At 59.7% G+C, this 23,380-nt stretch carries 28 protein-coding genes; 15 read left to right on the top strand and 13 right to left on the bottom strand.

All coding sequences use genetic code 11. From position 1 onward, the window contains the following. Positions 1 to 4 precede the first annotated feature (4 nt). On the bottom strand, positions 5 to 1,306 hold the full coding sequence (gene hemL, locus KR52_RS12455; protein WP_051834441.1) for a glutamate-1-semialdehyde 2,1-aminomutase: 1,302 nt from the start codon (positions 1,304 to 1,306) through the stop codon (positions 5 to 7). 135 nt (positions 1,307 to 1,441) lie between these two features. On the opposite strand from hemL, the gene KR52_RS12450 reads away from it, so the two are divergent. Further along, complete coding sequence (locus KR52_RS12450) at positions 1,442 to 2,893, top strand: FAD-linked oxidase C-terminal domain-containing protein (protein WP_038556360.1); 1,452 nt, start codon at positions 1,442 to 1,444, stop codon at positions 2,891 to 2,893. Positions 2,894 to 2,899: 6 nt separating this feature from the next. Here the strand turns inward: KR52_RS12450 and xth are convergent, their stop codons facing one another. Further along, positions 2,900 to 3,766, bottom strand: a complete 867-nt coding sequence (xth, locus tag KR52_RS12445) for an exodeoxyribonuclease III (protein ID WP_038556358.1) — start codon at positions 3,764 to 3,766, stop codon at positions 2,900 to 2,902. 22 nt (positions 3,767 to 3,788) lie between these two features. Here xth and KR52_RS13885 point away from each other — a divergent pair, with 22 nt between their 5' ends. Then, positions 3,789 to 4,073 carry a hypothetical protein gene (locus KR52_RS13885; RefSeq protein WP_071840255.1) on the top strand — a complete coding sequence of 95 codons (285 nt, stop codon included), beginning with the start codon at positions 3,789 to 3,791 and terminating at the stop codon, positions 4,071 to 4,073. On the opposite strand, the gene KR52_RS12440 is transcribed toward KR52_RS13885, so the two are convergent. Then, positions 4,039 to 4,857 (bottom strand): lipopolysaccharide assembly protein LapB, encoded by an 819-nt coding sequence (locus tag KR52_RS12440; protein WP_038556356.1) that lies wholly within the window; start codon positions 4,855 to 4,857, stop codon positions 4,039 to 4,041. The genes KR52_RS13885 and KR52_RS12440 overlap by 35 nt on opposite strands. Before the next feature lie 96 nt (positions 4,858 to 4,953). Between KR52_RS12440 and KR52_RS12435 the strand changes: the two genes are divergently transcribed. From KR52_RS12435 to KR52_RS12415, 5 genes are read left to right on the top strand one after another with little or no spacing between them, the layout of a single operon-like run. Continuing rightward, positions 4,954 to 5,574 carry a hypothetical protein gene (locus tag KR52_RS12435; RefSeq protein ID WP_038556354.1) on the top strand — a complete coding sequence of 207 codons (621 nt, stop codon included), beginning with the start codon at positions 4,954 to 4,956 and terminating at the stop codon, positions 5,572 to 5,574. Beyond that, positions 5,574 to 6,221, top strand: coding sequence for a hypothetical protein (locus tag KR52_RS12430; RefSeq protein ID WP_038556352.1), 648 nt, complete (start codon positions 5,574 to 5,576; stop codon positions 6,219 to 6,221). The genes KR52_RS12435 and KR52_RS12430 overlap by 1 nt, the downstream gene beginning before the upstream one ends. Continuing rightward, positions 6,218 to 7,426 carry a nickel pincer cofactor biosynthesis protein LarC gene (gene larC / locus KR52_RS12425; protein WP_038556350.1) on the top strand — a complete coding sequence of 403 codons (1,209 nt, stop codon included), beginning with the start codon at positions 6,218 to 6,220 and terminating at the stop codon, positions 7,424 to 7,426. The genes KR52_RS12430 and larC overlap by 4 nt, the downstream gene beginning before the upstream one ends. Next, positions 7,426 to 8,340, top strand: a complete 915-nt coding sequence (locus KR52_RS12420; RefSeq protein WP_038557355.1) for a lysylphosphatidylglycerol synthase domain-containing protein — start codon at positions 7,426 to 7,428, stop codon at positions 8,338 to 8,340. The genes larC and KR52_RS12420 overlap by 1 nt, the downstream gene beginning before the upstream one ends. A 13-nt stretch (positions 8,341 to 8,353) precedes the next feature. Further along, positions 8,354 to 9,346: a metallophosphoesterase gene (locus KR52_RS12415; RefSeq protein WP_371257686.1), complete on the top strand. Its 993-nt coding sequence runs from the start codon at positions 8,354 to 8,356 to the stop codon at positions 9,344 to 9,346. Here KR52_RS12415 and KR52_RS12410 read toward each other — a convergent pair. Then, positions 9,323 to 11,017: an iron ABC transporter permease gene (locus KR52_RS12410; RefSeq protein WP_253912411.1), complete on the bottom strand. Its 1,695-nt coding sequence runs from the start codon at positions 11,015 to 11,017 to the stop codon at positions 9,323 to 9,325. The genes KR52_RS12415 and KR52_RS12410 overlap by 24 nt on opposite strands. A gap of 64 nt (positions 11,018 to 11,081) precedes the next feature. On the opposite strand from KR52_RS12410, the gene KR52_RS12405 reads away from it, so the two are divergent. Continuing rightward, complete coding sequence (locus KR52_RS12405; RefSeq protein WP_038556346.1) at positions 11,082 to 12,152, top strand: ABC transporter ATP-binding protein; 1,071 nt, start codon at positions 11,082 to 11,084, stop codon at positions 12,150 to 12,152. A gap of 48 nt (positions 12,153 to 12,200) precedes the next feature. Here the strand turns inward: KR52_RS12405 and KR52_RS12400 are convergent, their stop codons facing one another. The 4 genes from KR52_RS12400 to KR52_RS14690 form a co-directional block, all read right to left on the bottom strand. Further along, complete coding sequence (locus KR52_RS12400; protein WP_038556344.1) at positions 12,201 to 12,383, bottom strand: hypothetical protein; 183 nt, start codon at positions 12,381 to 12,383, stop codon at positions 12,201 to 12,203. 17 nt (positions 12,384 to 12,400) lie between these two features. Beyond that, on the bottom strand, positions 12,401 to 13,504 hold the full coding sequence (locus KR52_RS12395) for a GTP-binding protein (RefSeq protein WP_038556342.1): 1,104 nt from the start codon (positions 13,502 to 13,504) through the stop codon (positions 12,401 to 12,403). A 19-nt stretch (positions 13,505 to 13,523) separates the two neighbouring features. Then, positions 13,524 to 13,814, bottom strand: a complete 291-nt coding sequence (locus tag KR52_RS12390) for a 4a-hydroxytetrahydrobiopterin dehydratase (protein WP_038556340.1) — start codon at positions 13,812 to 13,814, stop codon at positions 13,524 to 13,526. Between the two features lie 155 nt (positions 13,815 to 13,969). After that, positions 13,970 to 14,317 carry a hypothetical protein gene (locus tag KR52_RS14690; protein ID WP_216725526.1) on the bottom strand — a complete coding sequence of 116 codons (348 nt, stop codon included), beginning with the start codon at positions 14,315 to 14,317 and terminating at the stop codon, positions 13,970 to 13,972. Between KR52_RS14690 and KR52_RS12385 the strand changes: the two genes are divergently transcribed. Together KR52_RS12385 and KR52_RS12380 are read left to right on the top strand one after the other, a co-directional pair. Next, positions 14,308 to 14,949: a hypothetical protein gene (locus KR52_RS12385; protein WP_216725525.1), complete on the top strand. Its 642-nt coding sequence runs from the start codon at positions 14,308 to 14,310 to the stop codon at positions 14,947 to 14,949. The genes KR52_RS14690 and KR52_RS12385 overlap by 10 nt on opposite strands. Positions 14,950 to 15,019: 70 nt before the next feature. Continuing rightward, the gene (locus KR52_RS12380; protein ID WP_038556336.1) at positions 15,020 to 15,232 is read left to right on the top strand and encodes a hypothetical protein; all 213 of its coding nucleotides are present in this window, start codon (positions 15,020 to 15,022) and stop codon (positions 15,230 to 15,232) included. A 466-nt stretch (positions 15,233 to 15,698) separates the two neighbouring features. Here the strand turns inward: KR52_RS12380 and KR52_RS12375 are convergent, their stop codons facing one another. Next, positions 15,699 to 16,316 carry a secondary thiamine-phosphate synthase enzyme YjbQ gene (locus KR52_RS12375; protein ID WP_038556334.1) on the bottom strand — a complete coding sequence of 206 codons (618 nt, stop codon included), beginning with the start codon at positions 16,314 to 16,316 and terminating at the stop codon, positions 15,699 to 15,701. A 52-nt stretch (positions 16,317 to 16,368) separates the two neighbouring features. Here KR52_RS12375 and KR52_RS12370 point away from each other — a divergent pair, with 52 nt between their 5' ends. Then, on the top strand, positions 16,369 to 16,776 hold the full coding sequence (locus KR52_RS12370; RefSeq protein WP_038556332.1) for a thiol-disulfide oxidoreductase DCC family protein: 408 nt from the start codon (positions 16,369 to 16,371) through the stop codon (positions 16,774 to 16,776). A gap of 7 nt (positions 16,777 to 16,783) precedes the next feature. Here KR52_RS12370 and KR52_RS15300 read toward each other — a convergent pair whose 3' ends face one another. Next, on the bottom strand, positions 16,784 to 16,912 hold the full coding sequence (locus KR52_RS15300) for a hypothetical protein (RefSeq protein ID WP_256382180.1): 129 nt from the start codon (positions 16,910 to 16,912) through the stop codon (positions 16,784 to 16,786). A gap of 62 nt (positions 16,913 to 16,974) precedes the next feature. On the opposite strand from KR52_RS15300, the gene KR52_RS12365 reads away from it, so the two are divergent. Both KR52_RS12365 and KR52_RS12360 read left to right on the top strand, forming a co-directional pair. Next, positions 16,975 to 18,483, top strand: coding sequence for a carboxypeptidase M32 (locus KR52_RS12365; RefSeq protein ID WP_038556330.1), 1,509 nt, complete (start codon positions 16,975 to 16,977; stop codon positions 18,481 to 18,483). 62 nt (positions 18,484 to 18,545) lie between these two features. After that, on the top strand, positions 18,546 to 19,133 hold the full coding sequence (locus KR52_RS12360; RefSeq protein WP_038556328.1) for an inorganic diphosphatase: 588 nt from the start codon (positions 18,546 to 18,548) through the stop codon (positions 19,131 to 19,133). 55 nt (positions 19,134 to 19,188) lie between these two features. Here KR52_RS12360 and KR52_RS12355 read toward each other — a convergent pair whose 3' ends face one another. Next, on the bottom strand, positions 19,189 to 20,064 hold the full coding sequence (locus KR52_RS12355; RefSeq protein WP_253912410.1) for a hypothetical protein: 876 nt from the start codon (positions 20,062 to 20,064) through the stop codon (positions 19,189 to 19,191). A 165-nt stretch (positions 20,065 to 20,229) separates the two neighbouring features. On the opposite strand from KR52_RS12355, the gene KR52_RS12350 reads away from it, so the two are divergent. After that, positions 20,230 to 20,721 carry a L,D-transpeptidase gene (locus KR52_RS12350; RefSeq protein WP_371257685.1) on the top strand — a complete coding sequence of 164 codons (492 nt, stop codon included), beginning with the start codon at positions 20,230 to 20,232 and terminating at the stop codon, positions 20,719 to 20,721. A gap of 34 nt (positions 20,722 to 20,755) precedes the next feature. On the opposite strand, the gene KR52_RS13980 is transcribed toward KR52_RS12350, so the two are convergent. Then, positions 20,756 to 21,715 (bottom strand): hypothetical protein, encoded by a 960-nt coding sequence (locus KR52_RS13980; RefSeq protein ID WP_216725524.1) that lies wholly within the window; start codon positions 21,713 to 21,715, stop codon positions 20,756 to 20,758. Then, positions 21,712 to 22,665: a hydroxymethylbilane synthase gene (hemC, locus tag KR52_RS12340; protein WP_038556323.1), complete on the bottom strand. Its 954-nt coding sequence runs from the start codon at positions 22,663 to 22,665 to the stop codon at positions 21,712 to 21,714. Before hemC ends, KR52_RS13980 begins: the two co-directional genes overlap by 4 nt. A 137-nt stretch (positions 22,666 to 22,802) precedes the next feature. On the opposite strand from hemC, the gene KR52_RS12335 reads away from it, so the two are divergent. Next, positions 22,803 to 23,270, top strand: coding sequence for a hypothetical protein (locus KR52_RS12335; RefSeq protein ID WP_038556321.1), 468 nt, complete (start codon positions 22,803 to 22,805; stop codon positions 23,268 to 23,270). The last annotated feature ends 110 nt before the right edge of the window (positions 23,271 to 23,380 follow it).

Raw genomic sequence — 23,380 nt, 5'->3', positions numbered from 1 at the left:
ATGATCAGGCCACAGCCGCGAAGCTTTCGCGGAAGGCGTTAATCGTGGCTTCGATGTCGGCGTCGGAGTGAGCCAGGGACGTGAAACCGGCTTCGAAGGCGGAAGGCGCGAGGTAGACGCCCCGCTCGAGCATGGCCCGGTGCAGCCTGCCGAAACGTTCTGCGTCTGTGGCCTTGGCTTCTTCAAAGTTGCGGACCGGGCCTTCGCAGAGGAAGAAGCCGAACATGGCGCTCACGCTGCCGGTGGTAATCGGCAAGCCCGCGTCCTGGGCGGCATCCTTGATGCCCGCCACGAGCTTCTGGGTGGTGGCGGTGAGTTTGTCGTAGGTGCCAGGCTGCTTGAGCAGTTCCAGGGTCTTGATGCCGGCCGTCATTGCCAGGGGATTGCCGCTGAGCGTTCCGGCTTGATACATCGGGCCCGCCGGAGCCACCATTCCCATGATCTCGGCGCGGCCGCCGTAGGCGCCCACGGGTAGACCGCCACCAATGACTTTGCCCATGGTTGTGAGGTCTGGAGTGACACCGAAATGGGCTTGAGCACCGCCGTAACTGATCCGGAATCCGGTCATCACTTCATCGAACACCAACAGAGCTCCGTTCTCCTTGGTGAGTTCCCGCAGGCCCTCGAGGAAGCCAGGTTCTGGCTGGATGAAGCCGGCGTTTCCAACAATCGGCTCGAGAATCACACCAGCGATGGCGTCCGGGTTCTCAGCGAACAGCGCCTTGACGGCCTCCAGATCGTTGTAGGGAGCCGTCAGGGTGTTGGCGGTGGTGCTGCGCGGGACACCTGGGGAATCGGGCAACCCAAGGGTGGCCACGCCGGAGCCCGCCTTCACCAGGAACATGTCGGCATGGCCGTGATAGCAGCCCTCGAACTTGATCACCTTGTCTCGGCCTGTGTAGGCACGGATCAGGCGCAGGACAGCCATGCAGGCCTCGGTGCCGCTGTTAACGAAACGCACCATTTCAACGCTTGGCACAGCGTCGATCACCATCTCGGCCAGGGTGTTCTCCAGAGCACAAGGAGCGCCGAAGCTTGTTCCCTTTTCAATGGCCTCCTGCAGCGCTGCGATCACCTCGGGGTGGGCATGTCCGCAAATGGCAGGCCCCCAACTGCCGATGTAGTCGATGTATTTATTCCCATCCACGTCCCAGGCGTAGGGACCCTTGACCCGATCGAACACGATCGGCTGGCCGCCAACCGACTTGAACGCCCGCACTGGGGAGCTGACCCCACCAGGCATCAGAGCCTGTGCTGCGCCGAAAATGGCCTGGGAGTGGCTGGTGTTCAACGCGGGAGCTGTCACTGGAACCGACGCCAAAGGGCTGATGCAAACCGGCAACATCCTGACTCAGGAACGTCCGGTTCCGTTTGCTGTGTTTCTTAATTCCCCACTTCGCGCGCTTTTTGATGCGTAGTCTTTGACCAGCACGAGTTCGCTGTGGTCCACGACTTCTCAGTTCTGGAGCGGGATCTGCGCCGCTGCCTGCCCCCTCGAGCCGTTGTGGCCAAACGTCAGGAACTGTTGAGTTACGACTGTGACGGATTGACCCTCGAGCGCCACTGCCCGCCCCTGGCGGTACTGCCAGAAACAACAGAACAGGTTGCTGCGGTGCTCCGTTGCTGCCATCAACACGGTGTCCCTTTCGTGGCTCGGGGCAGCGGCACAGGCCTCTCGGGGGGAGCACTGGTGGAGCAGCAGGCGCTTCTGGTGGTGACCAGCCGCATGCGTCGGGTGCTCGACCTGGATCTGGCGAACCATCGGGTCACGGTTCAGCCTGGGGTCATCAACAGCTGGGTGACGCGGGCCGTAGCCGGAGAAGGCTTTTATTACGCTCCGGATCCCTCCAGTCAAGTGGTCTGCAGCATTGGCGGCAATGTGGCTGAGAATTCAGGCGGGGTTCACTGTCTGAAGTACGGCGTCACCAGCAATCACGTGCTGGGGCTTGAGGTTGTGCTTCCTGATGGAACCACAACCCAATTGGGCAATGGATTGTCGGAATCCTGCGAACTTGATTTACGCGGTGCATTCATCGGCAGCGAGGGCACGCTGGGCATTGCGACGGCCATCACTCTGCGGCTGCTCCGGGCACCGGAGTGTGTGAATGTGCTGTTGGCTGATTTCGCCACGATGGAAGCGGCAGGGGAAGCCGTTCGATCCGTGACCGCCTCCGGTCTGTTGCCGGCGGGGATGGAAATCATGGACAACGTCACCATCAACGCGGTCAATGACTTCTTCGGCTACGACGAATACCCTCGTGATGCGGCAGCGGTTCTGTTAATCGAGCTTGACGGGCAAGTCGCAGAGGTTCAGGCGTCCGCAGAGCAGGCCGACGCTCTTTGTCGTGCCGCAGGGGCCCGTGCCCTGCGGCGGGCCCAGGCCCCCACGGAGTGCGCTGTGCTCTGGAAAGGGCGTAAATCAGCGTTTTCAGCGGTGGGAAAAATTACGCCCACCTATTACGTTCAAGACGGTGTGGTGCCTCGCAGCAGTCTTCCTTCGGTGCTTGCGGCGATTGAGCGGCTCAGCCGGGAGCATGGCCTGCCGGTGGCCAACGTGTTCCATGCCGGCGATGGCAATCTTCATCCTCTGATCCTCTATTCGCTGGACCAGCCCGATGTGGAGCGAAGCGTGAAGGAGCTCGGTGCCGCCATCCTCCGGGTGTGTCTGGATGCAGGCGGCAGCATCAGTGGCGAGCATGGCGTCGGGGCTGATAAGCGTTGCTATCTCGACTGGATGTTCAACCCTGACGACCTGAAAACAATGGGGCTGTTGCGTTCCGCTTTCGATCCGCATAACCGTGCCAATCCCGGCAAGGTGCTGCCCACGCCGCGCACCTGTGGGGAAGCGGCCAAACGCAGAGTCACGTTGCCTGCCGTAGTGGAGCTTTACTGAGCTGGCTCAGAACAGCGGGTCATCGCTGTCGTCGTCATCGGATGGCGGCCAGTCAAGGTCAACGCTGACGGGTGCGTGATCACTGGGTTGCTGGTTGCCGCGCATGCCTTTGTGGATGACGCAGCTCCGGGCAAGCCCCAACAGCTCATCGCAGAGATAAATGTGATCGATGCGCCAGCCGCGGTCCCGATCCCAGGCGCCGCTGCGGTAGTCCCACCAGCTCCAGTGGCCTGAATCCGGTTCGAACACCCGGAACACGTCTTGAAGTCGCTCACCCAGGGCAGCACGCAGTGCTTTGCGCTCAGCATCGCTGGCCATGATTCCCCCGGTCTGGCGATTGGGGTCGGGAAGATCCCGCGATTCCAGGCCGATGTTGAAGTCGCCAACCATGCACAGCGGTTCGCCACGGTCCTCCTGGGCCTCGAGATAGCGCTTCAGGCAGCCAAGCCAGGCCAGTTTGTAGGGGTATTTCTCTGACTTAAGGCTCGATCCATTCGGCACGTAAAGGTTCACCACGCGGACGCCATCCAGCTGTGCGCTGATGACGCGCTTCTGTGCGCCGAGATCTGCCGCTTCAGCATCATCCGGAAGCTCTCCCAGGAATCCACAGCGCACATCGTCCAGGGGTTCTCGGCTGATCAGGGCGACGCCGTTGTAGGCCTTTTGGCCATGGATGTGCACATGCCAGCCAGCGGATTTGAACTCCTGTACAGGGAACAGGGGGTCATCCACCTTGGTTTCCTGCAAACAGAGCAGATCCGGTCGCTCCTTCTCCAGCCAGCTGAGCACCTGATTCAATCGCGTGCGAACCGAGTTCACGTTCCAGGTGGTGATCTGCACGGTTGATCCGGTGGGCTCAGAGACCCTTAGCATCAGTTCAATATGAGCTGAGCCGATGTCCCGCCGTCTTGTGGCTGTCGCGCAGCTGGTCCTATTTGGGTTGATAGCGACAGCTGGCTCGCGTGGCGCATGGGCCCAGGTGGAAGCCCCTTATCAGAACCGCGAAGAACGAGATTTCTACGGAAACACCAACGACAGCGGCTCGATCCTTGATGCGTCCAATCCCATGGATCTGTTGAACAGGATCAGAAGGTCGACGGCCATGGATGACGCCACTCCGCCCTCCGATGCCATAGATGCGGCGCTCAAGGCCTATCAGAACCCGCCTGAATCTCCCTAGCTGGGGGTTGGTCAGATGGGGATGGGGGTTGGCGTGCGGAGTCCAATCCAAGTTGGCCGGCCATCACATCAATCAAAGGATTGATTCGCCCAGAGGCATCACGCCGTTGCCGCGCTTGCTTCAAGGAAGCCTGAAGATCGTCGTTACGGCCTTGCTCCTGCAGCAGCAGGGCTAAAGCCAGCAAGGGCCTTGCGTCGGTTGGTGCTTCGTCAGCCAGTTGGCGGTACAGATGGGCTGCTGCTGAATGGGCTCCCCTTTGACGGTGCAGATCGGCCAGAAGCAGGCCGATCTGCAGACGCTGGCCCGGCTTCAAGCCTTGGAAACGGGTGTTGAGCTCGGCCATCGCCTGGGCTTGACGGCCTTGCTGTTGATCCAGAAACACCAGCAGCTGCAAAATCTGTGGGTCATCTGGATGCAGGCGCATCAGTTGTTTGAGGCTGCGCCGGGCCGCGTCAGGCTGACCATTGCGGCGTTGCAGCTCTGCTTTGAACAGTGTCAGTTCGCGCGGTGTGGATTGTGCTGAGAGCCACGGTTCCAGGATCGCTTCGGCCTCTTTCAGGCGTTCCAGAGCAATGAGACGTTCCAAGAGCAGAAGCCGTTTTGCATTGTTGCGGACCTCATTCCCCTCGAGTTGCTCCATCAGCGTTTCGACCTGCTGATCTTCAATCTGACTGCTTGCTCCCGCACGGGTTTCCGGGGCCATGGAGGCAGCGCCAATCCAACCGACCAGTGCAGCCCCAACCATCGAGGCCAGCAGCAACAGAATCCGATGCGGGCTCTGCATCCGATCTCGAATCAGCACTTTCAGTCTGAGGGGATTGCGGTGGGCTGGCTACAGTCTTCACAAGGGCTTTTACTCCGCCCGGATCTGCATCCATCAATGCGCGCCCATCCGATTCCCCCGGTCACCGAGCCGTTGCAGTACCGGGCCATTGGTCTTGTGCGGGGCACATACGCTCCAACCGATCCCGAGCAACTCACTCGCGGCACGTTGACTGATGACCAGGGGGTCCCCCTGGAAACCGTTGTGCTGGGTCGTGTGCTCACGCTGATCAGACGGCACCTGCCCCTGGATCAACCCCACCTCTGGGTCGTGTATCCCAGAAGTCGTGAAAGCGATCATCTGCACCTTCAGATCGCAGGGGTCTGGGAACCCAGCACCCTGGCTCCGGATCAGGCCGATGCCTCCGACACCTTGCCAGAGGGAGACGATTACTTCTCTGTTCGAGGCGAGTTGATCTTCACCAAGCCTGAAACCGGTGAAATGGTGGTGAAGGTGCGGCAGCAGGCCCGTGCCGACGGCCACCGTCCGCTTCCTTTCAAGCTCCAGATCAAGGGCGAGCTTCCCCTGGAACACCTGCGTCACTTCGTCAGCCTCGACCTGCGCCGCCAGGGCCAGGAACTGCACCTCGAACAGCACGAAGTGATGGCTCCCATGCCGACGCGCGGTGGCAAGTCCAAGGGAGGCCGCGGCCGTGCCACCTCCCGCGCTCGCAGCTGATGGCCGAGGGGGGGCAGGGCTCCACGGGGGCACTACGGGCTGGCGTCGCGGTTGCCGGCATCACTGCCCTCGGCGCCTTTGGTCCTGCCCTGGGTCTGTCCGCCGCCTGGATCGTGGTGGCAGTCGGGGGTGCCCTGGTCACCCTCAGTGTTGATGCCGCCACCTGGGAAGGCATGGGCGGGCACATCCTTGCCGAAGCTTTGCCCGGTGGGCAGGAGCGTTTGCGTCGGATTGCGGTGCATGAGGCGGGTCATGTTCTGATCGCGGAAGAGGAGCAACTTCCTGTTCAGCAGGTGCTTGTCGGCACCCTGGCCTGTGTGCGTGCAGGCCTACGCAGCAGCGGTGCCACGCAGTTCGCTGTGCCGGACAGCGTTCGCATGCCCCTTGAGGATCTACGCCGTTGGAGCCGGGTGCTTCAAGCGGGCATCGCCGCTGAAACCGTGGTCTTCGGCAAGGCCCGTGGTGGGGCCGATGACCGTGCCTTGCTGGGACGGCTGTGGGGACTGTCGGGCCATGACGTGGCCACGGCTCAACGGGAGCAGCGTCGCGCCCGCCGGGAGATTGAACAGCAGTTGCGTCAGCAGCGTGAGGCGCTTGACCAGCAGGCCGGTGTTCTGTTGGAGGCGGCCCCGCGTCTGGGCCGATGACTGCTCTTTGGATTGATGCACCAACGGGGTTGGCAGGGGACATGCTCCTGGCGGCCCTGTTGGATCTGGGCGTGGACCCGGCCGTGGTGGAGTCGCCTCTGGCGGCCCTTGGTTTGGCAGGGCGCTATCGCATCAGCCAGCAGGAGGCGCGCAGCGGCGGTCTCCGGGGGGTCCGCGTTGATGTGCGGGGCCTTGAGGATCAGCCGCCCCACCGCCACTGGTCGGGGATCCGTGATCAGATCAATGCAGCTGCCCTAGCACCATCGCTGAAGCAACGGGTGCTCGCCGTGTTCACCCGTCTGGCGGAAGCCGAAGCCACAGTGCATGGAACTCCAGTGGAGGCCGTTCACTTCCATGAGGTCGGGGCCATCGATGCCCTTGTGGATGTGGTGGGCGTCTGTGCGGCGATGGATGATCTCAATCCAGCCAGGATCGTCTGTTCCCCGTTGCCTGCGGGGAGCGGAACTGTGGAGACCGCCCACGGCCTGTTGCCCGTGCCCGTTCCTGCCGTGCTGGAACTGGCGCGATGTCACCGCATTCCTCTGCTGCAGGGCGGAGATCTGCCCAAGGGAGAGTTGGTGACGCCCACGGGGCTTGCGTTGGTGTCGGTGCTGGCGGATCAGTTTGTTGCTCCTGAACGGTTGGTGGCTGAAAAGGTTGGTGTTGGCCTCGGCCATCGCCAACTTGATCGCCCCAACCTGGTGCGTCTTGTGCTGCACACTCCAGCGGCGAATGCGGAGGAAGGTCCCCGTTGGGAGTCGTTGATCGTGCAGGAAGCCTGGATTGATGACGCCACTCCTGAGGAGGTTGCGGTCTTGACCAATCGCTTGCGTGATGCAGGAGCGATCGATGTGGCGGCGCAGCCGTTGCTGATGAAAAAGGGACGCAGTGGCCAGTTGGTGACGGCGCTGGTGCGGGATGGGGATGCCGATCGGATCCGCAGCCTCTGGCTCAGTGCTGGCAGCAGCATCGGCCTGCGGGAGCGGCGCCAGGGACGCTGGGTGTTACCGAGGCGGCAGGGTGTGCTCGAAACCCCTTGGGGCCCCGTCGCCGCCAAACAGGTGCGTCGCCCCGATGGCCGTTGCACGGTCAAAGCTGAGGCGGATGCCCTTGAAGCCCTTCAGGCCAGCGCCGGGTGTGCCCTCGATGAGTTGCGGGCTGCTGTGGCCGTTGCACCGTTCGTCAGCACGGAAGATTGGGCCTGATGGGCAAGGTTCTCCGTCAACCCAAGCTCTGGATCACGCTGGCCAGCCTGATCTTCATCGCTGTGGCCCTGGCCCAGCATGCGGGTCAACTTCGCCAGCTGAGCTTGGTGGCCAACGGTTGGTGGTGGCTGGTGCTGGGGCTGGGCCTCACCTGGCTCAGCATCCTGATCAATGGCGTGGCCTGGAGGGATCTGCTCGTTTGGTTGAAACACCCTCCCCAGGGCCTCGCCGTGGTGCCGCTGTTTGTGCGCAGCAACCTGCTCAAGTACCTGCCGGGTGGGATCTGGCATCTGGTGGAGCGGGTCCGGGTGCTGCGTCCAGTGATTGGCGGCGGCCCTGCCCTGGCCGGGGTGATCCTCGATCCACTCCTGATCGTGGCGGCTTCCGTTCTCGTTGTGGTTGCTGGTGGATGGCAGCAGGGCCTTGCTCTGCTGGCACCATTCCCCGCGCTGTTGATGATTCCCCGCTGGCGCGAGCCCCTTCTGCGTCGACTGGAGCGTTCCAAGGCGGCGCAATTGCAGTCAGTGTGCAGTGGGCCCATGGAACATGAGGGAAGCGGCCGAGGCGGCTATCCCTGGCGGCCCCTCAGCCTTCAGCTGCTGTTTGTGCTCTGCCGCTTTGCCGGGTTCTGGTGCAGCGTGCAGGCCTTCGGTATTCAAAGTCCGGCACCATTCACCTGGCTTGCGGCCTTTGGACTGGCCTACGCCGTTGGGCTGGTGGTGCCTGGTGCGCCCGGGGGACTCGGGGTGTTTGAGGCCATCCTGCTGCTGCGTTTGGGTGCTGCCGTGCCAGAGGCGCAGCTGCTCGCGGTGGTTCTCAGCTACCGACTCCTCTCCACTCTGGCCGATGTTGTTGCCAGCGGGGCACTGGTGGCTGATCGGATGCTGGGCCAACGTTTGAAATGCCAATGCTGACCCCTGTTCTGTTGTGTTGCTGAGTCGTCGCCGGATGCTGCAGGTGGTGCTTGGCACCGGCTTCACTGCAGCGGCCCTGCCCTTGAGCGCCGCCAGGGGAGTTGTTCAACGGGTTGGCCTGATCAGCGATCTCAACAGCAGCTATGGCTCCACCCGCTACATCCCTGCCGTTGATCAGGGGCTGGATCAGCTCATTGGCCTGCAGCCGGATCTGGTGGTGTGTGCTGGCGACATGGTCGCGGGTCAGATGCGAGGCCTCAGCGGCCAGCAGCTGGATGCCATGTGGCGCGGCTTTGAATCGTCCGTTCTGCAGCGGCTTCAGGCGGCGAACGTTCCATTGCTGCCAGCGATTGGGAACCATGACGGTTCACCGGGGTTCCCCGCGGATCGTGCCGCTGTGCGTCGGTTCTGGACCCCGATCCGTTCACGGATGGGATTGGCGTTTGTGGATGCCTCACAGTTCCCGTTTCGCTACTCGGTGCTGCAGAACGGGATCTTCTGGCTGGTCTGGGATGCCAGCTCAGCCCGTGTTCCTGAGGATCAGCTGGTCTGGGCACAACAGCAGTTGGCCAGCACCCAGGCACAAAGGGCTCGTGCTCGGTTTGTGGTGGGTCATCTCCCCCTGGCTGGGATTGGTCTGGGCAAGGATCGCCCCGGCGAGGTGTTGGAGCGGGGACGTGCGCTTCAGGCTTTGATGGACGCCGCCGGCGTGCAGGCCTACATCAGTGGTCATCACCACGCCTGGTTCTCCAGCCGTCGCGGCCAGCTCGATCTGATCCAGCTCGGCGCCTTGGGCAGTGGCCCCCGGCGCCTGCTGGATGGTGGAGCGCCAGCCCAGCAGACCTTCACCTTGTTGGAGATCGATGGGGGCAGGGGCACCCTCCGGGAGACCACCTACGCCGTGTCTTCAGGACGGCCGCTCTCCTGGTCAACACTCCCTCTCCGTCTCAACACCCGTGCCGGGTTGCTTCAGCGCAATGCCTCAGAGCGGTTGCTGCGGGGATGACGGGCCCTCGCGTGTCGAGGCGTGATCCAGCGTCGGCACCAAGGCCATAGCGGCGATCAGCCCGAGGACGAGGATCATCAGGGCCGGCAACATCGCTTCGGCCAACCGTTCATCGCCGGCGTACTGGAACACCCGAACCGAGAGCGTGTCGAAGTCGAAAGGCCGCAGAGCGAAGGTGAGGGGAAGCTCTTTCACCGTGTCCACAAACACCAGCAGCAGCCCGACGGTGATCGGTCCGCGCAAGAGGGGCAGATGCACGCGTTGAAGCACGCGCTGCCAAGGTGACCCCATCCCCGTAGCGGCCTCATCGAGGCTCGGGCTGATTCGCTCCAGGGCTGCGTCCAGACCCCCTTTCGCCACCGCCAGGAATCGATCGCTGTAGCCCCACAGCAGCAGGAGCAAGGGGGCGATTTGCCATGGGGCGCCGGTGAGCAACAAGGCCAGAGCCAGGACGGTGCCAGGGATGGCGTAGCCCGTTCCGGCCAGGAAGGTGAGGCTTTTCAGCCATGGGGCGCTGGACCAGCGTTTGGCGATGGCCAGCACCAGCGCTGCCGTTACCGCCAAAACGGCAGCAACAAGGGCCAGCAAAAGACTGCGGCCGCTCAGGCTGATCAGATCGTCGTTCCAGCTAGTTCGGAGCTGATCCAAGTTGCTGGCGGCCCACACCAGTGGGGTCCCCAGGCTCACGACCGGAGGGATGACGGCGAGCAGTTGCGCTGCCCCAGCACGGAATCCATGCAGGTGCCAAGCGGTTGCGTCCCCGCCGGCCACGCCATCGCTCCAGCGTCGACTGCGCCTGCGCAGGCTGCGTTCACACATCACCAACGTCAACACGATCACCAGCGTGATCAACGCCAAGCTGATGGCCCCTGCAGGATCTCCGTTGGACTGCCAGGTTTCCAGGATGCCTGCGGAGAGACTCGGTATGCCAAGAAGCTGAACGGCACCCAGCTCATTGACCACTTCCATTCCCATGAGAGCCACGCCAGCTCCGATCGCGGGAAGTGCAATGGGTAAGGCCACACGCCGGAAGGCTGACCAGGGACCGACCCCCAGGCCGCGACATGCCTCCAGCTGACTCTGACCGCTGACGGAGAAACTTTCCGTGCTCAGCAGGAACACATAGGGGTAGGTCGTCAGGGCCATCACAGCGATGCCCCACCCCATGCCGTGAATGGTCCAGCTGTTGCGACTGCCCAGATCGACGAGGATCGCCGAGAGGAGATAGGCCGGTGTTGCCAGGGGAATCAGCTGGGCAATGCGCAGCCATGACCGACCGGGAAAACGGCAGTTGCACAGCAACCAACCATTGGCTGTCCCGAGCACGGTGCCCAGCGTTGCTGTGCCGAGCAGCAGCTGGATGGTGCCAACGATCTGTCGTATGCCATCGGGGCCAAGATCGCTGAAGCCGCTGTTCAAGGACGTCAGGGCCTCCTTCACCAGCGTCAGCACCGGCCAGATGGCAAGCAGGCCCGTGATGGAGGCAATCAGGATCAGGGCCAGCCGGGTTGGGCTTGGAACAACAATCCGGTTGGGCAGCAACTTCACTTCAGCGATGGGCCGGACACCGTTGCCGCGACATGGCGTTGCGACATTGCCATGGAATGAGTCTGGCGAAAAACGATGGGGATCTGATTCAGGGCGTGCAAACCGCACACCGGCTTCGATCATTTGTCACACTCATAAGCTCGGTCGCTTCCCAAGCTTCATCTGATCTGTGGAAAAGCTGCTCCCAATGGAGCCAACAGTTGCTTTAAACGGGGTTTGGCACAGCTACGGCGATGCGTCTGATGGCTGGACCCTGAAGGGGGTGGATCTCGAGGTGGCGCCTGGGGAGCTGTTGGGCCTGCTTGGCCCCTCCGGCTGTGGCAAGACCACCCTGCTTCGCTTGATTGCCGGCTTCGAACGCCCACGCCGCGGCACGGTGCAGCTGGATCAGCGAATGGTGGCTGGGGATGGGGTCTGGATGGAACCGGAACGCAGGGGCGTGGGCATGGTGTTCCAGGACTACGCCCTGTTCCCTCACCTGAACGCTTGGCAGAACGCCAGCTTCGGTTTGCCCCGGCGGAATCCCAACTGTGAACGCGTGGCCTGGTTATTTCAGTTGCTGGGGCTGAAGGGGCTTGAGCAGCGCTACCCCCACCAGCTCTCAGGTGGCCAGCGGCAACGGCTGGCGTTGGCACGTGCTCTGGCCCCAGCGCCAAGGGTTGTTCTGCTTGATGAGCCTTTTTCAAGTCTTGATGTGGAGGTGAGGCTTCGCCTGCGCAGTGAGCTCACCTCCGTGCTCGATGCCTGCGGTGCGAGCGGCGTGATCGTCACCCATGACCCCGGAGAAGCTCTGGCGATTTGCGATCGCGTTGCCGTCATGCGTGATGGCGTGCTGCATCAATGTGCCTCGCCCCCCGAGATCGTGAGATCACCGGCGACGCCTTTTGTTGGATCCTTTGTGCTCCAGCGCAATTTGATTCCGGTTCAGGCCCATGACCATGGCCAGTTGTCCTGTCTGCTGGGAGAACTGGATGCTTCCGCCCCATGGGTCCAGGCTGACAGCAGAACCTCCGGTGACTGCTGTGTGCTGGTGGACCCCCACGACATCAATGTCGTCGCCGATGCCGAAGGAGAGGCCAGCGTCCTGGGCCGGGAATTTCTGGGGGATACATGGGAGTACCGATTCCGTGTTGCGGATGTGCTGGTGCGTGCCCACTGTCCGATCAATCAGGTGCATCCTCCCCACACCCGTTGTCGCCTCAGCTTCAGGGATGGGGCCAGAGTGACGTTGCTTCCTCTTCATCAGGCGTTGGCATAAAAAATCCCCCGCTTCAGCGGAGGATTGAGGTGAAAGGAATTGATGTCTTCAGCGTTGGTGATGACGCACCGGGATGGGTACAAGCACCGGCTGGCGTAAGCCACCGCCGCCGTTGTCGTCATCGGAATCAGCCAGAAGCCACAACAGCAGGCTGGCGAGAACAAAGACCGTTCCGAGCAGCAGTGGTTCGACCATTGAGGTTTCTCCCGTGACGCGCACAATAAGCAGCATTCCTGGGTTCTGCTGAATCAGGTGAAACCTTTCCCTGCATCCGGTGCCACACAGGCCTGGAGTTGCTCCCTCAAGGTGCTGTGGTCGATGTCTCGGCCGATCAGCACCAGTTGGTTTTTGCGATCACCGGTCCAGTCGGTGTCGTCGATGGAGAAGCGCTTGCCCGCCAGATGAAACACGTGGCGGCGTTCGCTTTCGTTGAACCACAAGACTCCTTTGGCACGGAAGACCTCCTGAGGCATCTGGTTGTCCAAGAAATTCTGGAACTTGCGCAAGGAGAAGGGGCCATCACTTTGGAAGGACACGGAGGTGAATCCCTCGATGTCCTCCTGATCACCATGGCTGTGGTTGTGGTGATGGTGTCCGTGGTGATGGCTGTGGTCATGACCGTGATCGTGCCCGTTTTCATGGCCGTGTTCGTGGTCATGGCTGCAGTGGCCATGGTCGTGGTCGCAGTCACTGTGTTCCAGGCTCGGATCGTCGGAGGGGGCACTCACCTTGTCGGATTCGAACAGTCCGACGCTGAGCAGCAGGGCCAGGGGCACGTCTCCTTTCACCGATCGCAGAATGCGGGCGTCGTTCTTGACGTCTCTGAGTTTCTGCTCAACAGCTGCAAGCCGCTCCTCGGAGACGAGGTCGCACTTGTTCAGCAGCAGGATGTCGCCGTAGATCACCTGGGCTCGTCCGACTTCCGTATCCAGCACGACGTCGTCGAAGTTTTCTGCATCGATCAACGTGATGATTGAGTCAAGGCGGGTTTGATCCCGCAGTTCACTGCCAAGGAAGGTCATGGCCACCGGCAGGGGATCGGCCAGACCGGTGGTTTCGACGACGATGTAATCGAGCGGCTCGGGGCGTTCAATCACCCGTTCCACCGCCTCCATCAGCTCGTCGTTGATCGAGCAGCAGATGCAACCGTTGCTCAGCTCCACCATGTCTTCGTCGGTGGTGACGATCAGATCGTTGTCGATGCCGATTTCACCGAACTCGTTGACCAGTACCGCGGTCTTCACCCCATGCTGGTTGGTGAGGATGTGGTTGAGCAACGTGGTCTTTCCCGCTCCGAGGAAGCCACTGAGAATGGTGACGGGGACGTTGGAGGTGGCTGGTGCAGTGGTCATGGGCAAGAACCCTCTGAACTCATGCTGGCAGCAGCGCGTTGATTGCGGCAGCCAGCTCAACATCAAGGCTGCTGAGGCCGCCGAGATCATGGGTGGTCAGGTCGATCGAAACGCGGTTGTAGACGTTGCTCCAGTTCGGATGGTGATTTTTGGATTCGGCCAGCAAGGCCACCTGTGCCATGAATCCAAAGGCCTCCACGAAGCTGTTGAACTGCAGATCGAGGTGCAGCCTGTCTCCGTTCACAACCCAATTAGGCAGGGCTGTGGTGAGTGCCGACTTCTGGGCAGCGTCGAGACGTTCAACTGGCATCAGCTCGCTGATTCACCTGACCATTCTGGCGAGGGAAGGCACGCTCAAGGCGTTTTTGAATCCTCTCAGAGCCAACTTTTCCATGGTTGTAGCTTCTGTAAGAGGCAGGTTCAGTGAGCATGCTTATCAGGTGGTGTGGTGGTCTGTGATTGATGTCATCGATTTGAATGCTTGTGGTCGATGCGAGCGCTGCCGTCAGGGTTGGAATCAAGATTCGACTCTTCAATTTGCTGCGGTTTGTGATTGCTCTGTGAAGTAGTATTTTGCTGTAAAAATTTGATTTTGTTGTTCTGTTGCCGGGTCACGCTTTTGACCTGGGCAAAGACTCCCTCGCCCCAAGACCTCTTGCTTAGCATGGTCTTGCTGTGTGGGTTGTAACTCACGAGTCTTGATGCGAGCGCTAATTTAAGTTGACGCAGAATGCTAAATGCTTGACGCTCCAGGAAAGGATTCAGAGCCATCCCGCGAGAATTTTGAAAAAGCGGTTGTGATGATGGCTGCATCCATTGCTGAATGGGTCAGCGACCAGAAATTGGAACAATGTACGGTTACCGAGGGTGATGAATCTCTGAGAAAGTCGCAACTCCTTCTGCAAGCGACGGATCATTTGCGGCAGTACGGAATCATGGGTGCTCGAACAGCAAGTTCCGTCGCTTTGGTTGTGGCAAGTTTGTGGGCTCAAAGCCAATTCAGAATCGGAACCTTTGAAGAAGCAGATTTGAAAAGTCAAATGATGTGGGTGATGCAATCTCCAGCAGTGCAGATATCTATCCAGGAGACGTTTAAGCCTCTTGACGACGAAAGTAAGCGTGATGCTCAGAACTTTGCGAGGGGCTCAGAAGCCACTATTGTCTTGTTTGTTGGTACTGCATTGAAAAAATACTCTTCTATCGTGAAAAATGAGGCTGATCAATTTATTGAAAATAATCGGGCGGAGCTTAGGGAGTTGAGTGGATTTTTTGCTGCTATTGATGAAGGAGGTTTGAGTTATCTTGCCAAAGTGCTGGAGCTTTCCGTAGTAGTAACAATGTCTAATGCTCTTTTTGGTCGTGAATTTAGTTCTGAAAAGTCCTTGTTTTACTCCGGGACTATTGAATTGATTGGGGATGTTTTGGAGTCGGGGACTTTTGTATAGGTATTGTTGCCAGGTCCTGTTGCAGCAGTTATGAAACTTCGTTGCGATCAAAGTCGAGATTGCCTTTCATATGTTGAAGTTGCAGCCAGAGCCTGAGCTTTTAGTGGTACGACGTGTAGAGAAAAGAGAGCTGCTTGCGCGGCAGCAAACAGAAGCGGCTTTGTTGCTGCGACGGTTGAAATTGATTTATTTTCGACAAAGTACCGCAGCGAAGTTTTTAATTTCTATTGGTTTTGGGATAGCTATTGCTCAGGATTACTGCCTTGCTTGTGATGGTGAATGACTGAACTGGTCGGCCCTATAGCGGGTTGCTGTCGCTTGGATCTCTTGTGCGTACCTCTGTGAGGTCTCGCCAATAGAGGCATTTGATTGATTCATGATTATTTATTTATCTCATTCATCTTTGAGAATTTAAGTTCATTGTGGATGACCTGCGAAAGGATTGCAGTCCTGTCCGAAGACTTGATTCACGTCATTGGGCAATTGTCAGTGCTGTTTCTCGAGGTGGGGGAAAAGAAAGCAGCCTCAGCAGCGTCCTGCTGGGGCTGACTAACGCGAACAAGATTGGCTGATAGTGCTCGCTTAAGAATGATAATCATTCTTATATGAATTCTGCAATGGCTGGTTGCCTGCGTTCGCGGGTGGAGCCAGATCAGCGTGATTCCCCGCAGGTGAACAGCGCTGTCAGAACGTCGAATGCGGTTGGTTTGAGGTGACCGGCGGGTGACCCGCTCCATGCATCGAAGCTGTCAGTCGCTCAAGTCGTGTAAACGGTCAATCATCAGATCGGTGTCTGTATCGATGCCGTCGTCGGTTTCCCAGGCATTGGGATCGTGTCGCGCCTGAATGGCTTGATTGATCCGTTCACCATTGCGCAGGCTCAACAGGGTTTGCGGCGTGGCTGAGCTGTTCTGGGTGTTGCTCTCAGGAGTGGGGCGGGTCGATGCTTCACCGAAGAGGTGGCAGGCGATCGTTCTGGTGTGAGCAGCGCTGCGGTGCTCCCAGAGATAAACGGCTTGCCAGGTGCCCAGCAGCAGTTGGCCCCTGCTGACGCTCAGGCTCATGGTCTGGCTGGTCAGTGCGGTTCGGATGTGGGCCGGCATGTCATCGGCTCCTTCATCGTCATGCGAATAACGGCGATGTTCCGGAACGGCATCGGCCATCCATGCATCGAGGTCGTGCAGCACCCGTGGATCAGCGTTCTCGTTGATCGTGAGGCTTGCACTGGTGTGCAGACAGGTGAGGTGCAGCACGCCCTGTTCAAAGCCCGTGCTGCGGATCCAGGTGTTCAAGCGACCGTCCAGACGGGTGAAGCCCCGCCCCGGGGTTTCAACTGAGATCTGATGCAGGATCTGCTGCACTCCCACCGCTCTCCAGCGTTCTCTTCTTACTTTGCGTGCTGCAGCTCCGTCTGACCCCATGGCCAGCCCCTCTGCCCCCGAATTGACCCTTCTTTTCGATGGGGGTTGTCCGTTGTGTGTGCGCGAAGTTCGTTTTCTGCAGCGGCGTGATCGTCAGGCTCGGCTGGCGTTTGTCGATATCGACGCCGCTGATTACGACCCTGAAGCCCATGCCGGCATCAGCTACCGGGTTGCCATGGGCCGCATTCATGCCATTGCTGGTTCCGGGGAGGTGCTGCGTGATGTGGCTGTCTTCCGTGAGGCGTACCGACTTATCGGCTTTGGTTGGTTGTACGCCCCGACGCGCTGGCCCCTGATCGGTGGCGTGGTCGATTGGGTCTACGGAATCTGGGCAGATCGGCGGCTTCAGATCACCGGGCGTGCCGACCTGGACACCCTGTGTCAAGGCCGCTGTGAGATCAACTGACCGATCCCTAACGAACGGCCTCGGGTTGTCGGTAGATCAGCTTGAGCGGCCAGAGCGCCATGGGCAGGGCGATCCCCAGGGTCACTTGCAGCATCAATAGGCGCATTGGTCCAGGACGACTGAACTGCTTCACCATGGCCTGCATCGTTGCTTCGATGCCACTCGATGTGTCGTTAGGGTGACGGAAAAGGGAGCGAGATGGCTTCTGCCGCAACGGCTTGGGGGCAGCTGGGAGCCCATCTGAGAGAGACGCAGCTTCTCGGCTCGATTCAGAGCACCCTGTACTGGGACCAGAACACCCGCATGCCCTCTGCCGGGGCGTCCTGGAGGGGGGAGCAGCTCACGTTGCTGGCGACCCAGCTTCATGCCCGTCAGAGCTCTGCGGCCTATGCGGATCTGCTGGCTGCAGCGCGTCAGCACTGGAACTCCGCTGAGCAATGCCCTGAGCAGGGTCGCAATCTGGATCTGCTGGAGCAGGACCTGCAGCGGCAGCAGTCCCTCGATCCAGCACTCGTCGCCGCCCTGGCCAAGGCCAAGGCCGATGGCTACAACCGTTGGCAGCAGGCTCGATCGGCCTCTGATTTCAGCCTCTTTGCACCGGCGCTCCAGACCCTGATTGACCTGCGTCAGGAGCAGGCCAAACAGCTGGATGAGCCGCGCTCCTGCTGGGAGACCCTGGCGCAACCCTTCGAACCGGATCTGCGTCTGGAGCGTCTCAAGGCCTTGTTTGCGCCACTACGGCAACGGTTACCGCACTTGGTTGCTCAGGCCTCCACCCGGCCTCGCCCCCGATCAGCGGATTGGGATCTCAAGGAGCCTAGTCAGCAAAATCTCTGTGATCAGCTGCTCGGTGCCTGGGGCCGCAATCCCGCCATCACCTGTATGGCCCGCTCGCCCCACCCCTTCTCGATCACGCTTGGACCGGCGGATTACCGCATCACCACGCGCGTGGTGCCAGGGCAGCCGTTGTCGTGTTTCCTTGCCACGGCCCATGAATGGGGACATTCCCTCTACGAACAGGGGTTACCGGACCAGAGCCACCAATGGTTTGCCTGGCCCTTGGGACAGGCCACCTCGATGGCGGTGCATGAAAGTCAGTCGTTGTTCTGGGAGAACCGTGTGGCCCGGAGCCGTCCTTTTGCGGAGCAGTGGTGGAAACGTTTTGCGCAGGCCGGTGCTCCCTTCAGCGGCGCCCAGGACATGTGGCAGGCGATGAATCCGATGGCGCCTGGTTTGAACCGGGTTGAGGCCGATGAACTCAGTTATGGCTTGCATATCCTGATCCGCACGGATCTCGAGATTGCACTGCTTGAGCAGGGCTTGGCGGTGAAGGATCTCCCCGATGAATGGAACCGGCGTTATGAGGAGTTTCTGGGAGTCCGTCCCATGAACGATGCGGAGGGTTGTCTCCAGGATGTCCATTGGTCGGAGGGGTTATTCGGTTATTTCCCTTCGTACCTTTTGGGGCACCTGATCAGTGCCCAATTGAGTGAAGCGATGGCGGAGGCCATCGGATCTCCAGAAGCGCATGTGGAGCGTGGCGATGTCACGCCCTTGCTGGCTTGGCTGCGTGAGCATGTTCACCCGCTCGGACGCAGTGTGAATGCCGATCAACTGGTGGACAGGGTCAGCGGACGGCCCCTGAGCACCGATGCTTTCCTCGACTATCTGGAGAACAAGCTTGATCGGCTCCAGCAGGCGTCCTAGCTGCTTGCGGCTTAACGGGTTGAGGGGGCCCGTAGGATGCGCCGCGCTGTCCATCGCCGTTTATGGCCAACCTCGATCAGGCACCCAGCCGCAGCATGCCCAACCTGCTGCACGTGCTGCCGGCCTTCGCTGATGAACCCGAACTTCGTCTCAACACGATCGTGGAGCTCAACTCCAACACGATCAACAAGTACGAGCTGATCACCGAAACCGGCCATCTCAAGCTGGACCGCGTTGGTTACTCATCCTTGGCTTACCCCTTCGCCTACGGATGCATTCCCCGCACCTGGGATGAGGATGGCGATCCCCTCGATATTGAAATCGTTGGTGTCACCGAACCCCTGATTCCCGGCTCGATTGTGGAAGCCCGCATCATCGGAATCATGACCTTCGACGACGGGGGTGAAGTCGACGACAAAGTGATCGCTGTGCTCGCCGATGACAAGCGCATGGATCACATCAAGAGCTGGGAAGATCTCGGTGAGCACTGGAAGAAAGAGACCACCTATTACTGGGAGCACTACAAGGATCTGAAGAAGCCTGGCACCTGCTCGGTCAACGGATTTTTCGGCACCGACAAAGCGATTGAGATCATCAAGAGCTGCGAGGCCCGATACATGGCTGAGATCGATCCCAAGCTGGTGGACTGAATATCCCGGTTTTCAACCTCTGATCAGGCGGGGACACCCCCGCCTTTTTTATGGATCAGCGCTGGAACATGTTCACCAGGACGGCGCGGCGTGCCTGGGGGTGTTGGGGGTGACCGCAGTGGGCACCGCGCTGCGACGAGATCACCATGTCTCCTGCCTTGGCAAACAGGGCGATGGCGTCAGCCCCTTGCAGCTGACTGAATTCAAACGGCCCCAGACCGTGCTGCTTGTTGTAGCGGGCGTTGCGCCACCAGAGCCGTCGGCGGCGTTGGGACCTGGGCACAAAGCAATAGGGGCCATCCGCTAGCGATTGCACATCACTGAGGTAAAGGAAGGATTTGAACTTCAGGGAGCGTCCATCGCAGTGGTAGCTGCGCGTGTCCTGCACACCTCGGTTCAAATAGAGATTTCGGCATTTCACCCGCATTCGGTTGAAGCTGCTCACCAGAAGCAATCGCCGAATTATCGATTCCTGCAGACAGGCGCGGATGCTGGTGTTGAGGCTTTCGGAGAGGCGCTCGGGATGAAAAATGTCGATCATTCCCGCATCGCTGCCGCTGCGTCCATCAGGTCGCTTGACCCGGTAGTTGATAACGGAGCGATCCGCATCGCGGAACTGGTTGTAGCCCTTCAGAACCCGCTTATCGGGAAGATTGAGATAGGCCAGGGATGCAAGGCGAGCGTGGTCGCCTGATTCGATTTCTTCGAGCAGTTGGCCTACATCGTTGTTGATTGATGCGATCAAGCCAGCAGGTGCCGCTTTGCGCAGGCAGATGATCCCCTGCCGGCGCAGCGTCCAGGCTGCAGCCAGGAAGGTTCTGCGGTTGCTGAGTAGGTCGCTGAAGCGATAGCTGATGGATTCAACCTCCCGGCTGAGGGCCTTGCCGTCGAGCAGGGTTGGTCGCGCTGTTGCGATCGCCGTGGAGGTCAACAGGGAGAGGAGAGATTTGGAGAAGGGTACCGCTGGATCGCTGGTCTCTTGCTTGAGATCAAAGAGATCCTGAAGAGTTCGACTTCAGAGGCGCTGCAGCTGTTTTTTCCTCTCGCAATGAATACGTTGAGACCAACGGGTCTTGTGCGTCTCATGAGGTTGTTGTTGGCGCCGGTTCTGATGGCTGGCCTGTTGGCGGGGTCCGTTTCTCCATGCCTTGCTGCTGAACCTGCTGAGCTGGCGTTGCGGCGACCTGCTCGCGAGTCACGCATCGTGCTCGACCTCGGCAAGCGACAGATCGCCCTTGTTCGGGGCGAGCAGAGGCTTGGAGTCTGGCCGGTGGCGATCGGAGATCCCAAGACCCCCACCCCTGAGGGGGAATTCGCCATCCTCAGCAAGAAGGTCAATCCGATCTATGTGACCCACAAGTCGGGTCAGCGGCGGGAGCTGCGCGGGCCCAGCAGCCCCATTGGCGATCGCTATATGGCCTTTCATCGCAATGGCCGTGGCGAGTTTGGAATCCATGGAACGGCCTGGCCTCACTGGGTTCAGATCCGTGCGGCCGTCAGTCTTGGCTGCGTGCGCATGCTCAACAGCCACATCCGCCAACTGTTTGATGCCGTTGATGTGGGAACACGCCTGGAGATTCGCAGTTAGCCGACGGCTGGGAGCATGGTTAGGGGTCACTGGATCACCAGGTGGTGATCCAGCGTCGCAGCGATTGATTCATGCGCTCACGGCGGGAGAGTTTGATTGCGCTTTTTGGGGAGTACATGGCCACCAGCACGCGGCGTGATCCTTCAGCCATCTGAGGATGCCCTCGGTGGGCACCCGCTTGAGAGGAGATCACCATGTCTCCGGCATTGGCGAACAGCGGAATGGCTTGAATGCCTCGGAGTTGAGTGAATTCACTGGCGTCAATGCCGTTGGCTTCGTTGAACACACGGTTCTTCTGCCATAACGCGTCATTATGATGAGATCCGCTGACATAACAGTAAGGACCGTCTTCAAGATGTTTGACGTCCGATAAGAATAAAAACGACTTGAACTTGGTTGAACGTCCGTCGCAGTGGAAGCCACGTGTATCTTGCACTCCATCGTTGATATAAAGATTTCTGCATTTGGTCTGAACTTTGCAAAGGCTTGAAGTTTGGATGAGCGCTCTTATCACTTTTTCTTGGAGAAGGCGGCTAGAAAAGTGTCGAAAGTCCGGCGAGAGCTTTTGAGGGTGAAATATATCGATCATCCCGGCGTCGCTCCCACTGCGTCCATCGGGTCTTGAAAAGCGCAGATTGATTACGCTGCGATCAGCGTGGACAAGTTGTTTATATCCTCTGATTGTAAGTTTCCCCGGGAGGTTGAGATATGCATTGGTGATTTGCTCTTCTACGATGCCTGTGGTCCTCAAACGATGGATACTTTCAAGCAGCTGATCTGTCCGCTTGTTGATGGCGTCGATGTCGCTTGGGCTGGCAACGTTGCAAAGCCGAATAACTCCTCTCCGTTGCAGTGTCCAGGCTGCCTTTAAAAAACAAGCCCGGCTTTGAATTAGAGCTGGAAAGAAAAAGGTAATCGAGGCAAGACGTCGGGATAAAGGTTCACCCTCCAGTAACGCCGGCGGAGCTGAACCATCCACGACGTACAGGTTCAAGCCTCCGGACGAACACTTTCGAAGATCTCTTGGAGAATTTCACCCGCACCTTGGCTTTTAAGGGTGTTCGCAAGGGCTATACCAATGGCTTCGGGTTTGTTCGCGGCACCACTGGCTTGGTCGCGGATCAAGCGTTTGCCATCAAGGCTGGCCACCATCCCGGTGAGGATCAGTTGATCGCCTTCGAAACGGGTGTTCACGCCGATGGGGACCTGGCAGCCACCCTCCAGTTCCCGCAGGAAAGCGCGTTCGGCCAGGCAGCGCTGGGAGGTGGGGGTGTGCTCCAGCACTTTGATGGCTTCAAGCACTTCAGGCTTGCCCTCCACGCATTCAATCCCCAGGGCTCCCTGACCAACGGCGTGCAGAGAGATGTCGCCAGGGATCAGCTGGTGGATTCGATCGCCGAAGCCCAGCCTGCCCAGGCCTGCCGCGGCCAGGATCAGGCAGTCGTAATCGCCGCTGTCCAATTTCTCCAGCCGGGTGATCACGTTCCCCCGAACGTCCTTGAAGATCAGGTGGGGGTAGTGGTGACGCAGCTGAGCCAGGCGGCGCAGGGAACTTGTTCCCACCACCGAACCTTCGGGAAGGGTGTCGAGCTTGTGGGCCTGGTTCTTAGCGTTCACCACAAGCGCATCGGCCGGGTCTTCCCGTTCGGTGATGCAACCGAGCATCAGCCCCTCAGGAAGGTTGGTGGGCAGGTCTTTGAGGGAGTGGACGGCGATGTCCGCACGATCCACCAGCATCTGGGCTTCCAGTTCCTTGGTGAACAGGCCTTTGTCGCCGATCTTGGCCAAGGCAACGTCCAGGATTTTGTCGCCCTGGGTGGCCATGGCTTCCACGGTGATCTTCAGGCCGGGATGGGCCTTCTCGAGTTCTGCCTTGACCCAGTTGGTTTGCACCATGGCCAGCTGGCTGCGTCGTGAGGCGATGCGCAGTTCGGTGAGGGCCATGGAAAGGGCGAATCAGCCGCCCAGCCTACGCTTTTGGACCTGGATCGTTCGGTTCGCCTTCAAGAGGTTGTGAAGCTTCGAAAGGGAAGATCTCTTTATGAAGAACGCTTAACATTCGCAGGCAACGCAGGACAGCCATGCCCGGACCCGTCGTCAATGGCGTTCGTCAGGCCGGAGCAATTGGCTCGGTTGCCCCGGCCCCCCAGGAGCAGGAGGCCATGCTCCCCTTGGTGGCTGAAGGTTGCATTCGTTTGATCCTGTTGTGCAGTGGCGATGTCCTGATGGCGCGGCTGCGCCACACCACAGATCGCGATGGCGATCATGCCTATCAACTGTTGCGGCCGCGTCTGGTGCGATCTGCGCCAGAGCCCTCGCAGGATGGGCAGTCCAGCTGGGAACTTCAGCCTTACCTGCTGGGGCTGACGTCGCAGCACAATCTGGTGCTGTTCAAGGGTGCGGTGGCCTCCGTGCTTGAACCAGATGCTCGATTGCTCCAGGCCTATGCGCTGGAAACACGCCAGGAGTGTCCCCTGGAAGAAACTCCGGTGGAGCGCCTGAAGCGTGCCTTTCAGGAATTCACGGAGAGCTTCGAAAGCGATCAGTGAAGCCGTCGGATGTGATTTTTTTATTTATCCCGAGGGAAAAACCCCAGCCTGAGACTGGGGTTTGATCTCTTCCGTGTGAGGAGGGCGTCTCAATTCCCTCACGCTCGTTA

Source organism: Synechococcus sp. KORDI-52, assembly GCF_000737595.1.
Classification (GTDB): domain Bacteria; phylum Cyanobacteriota; class Cyanobacteriia; order PCC-6307; family Cyanobiaceae; genus Parasynechococcus.
This window is presented reverse-complemented; position numbering and strand designations above follow the sequence as displayed.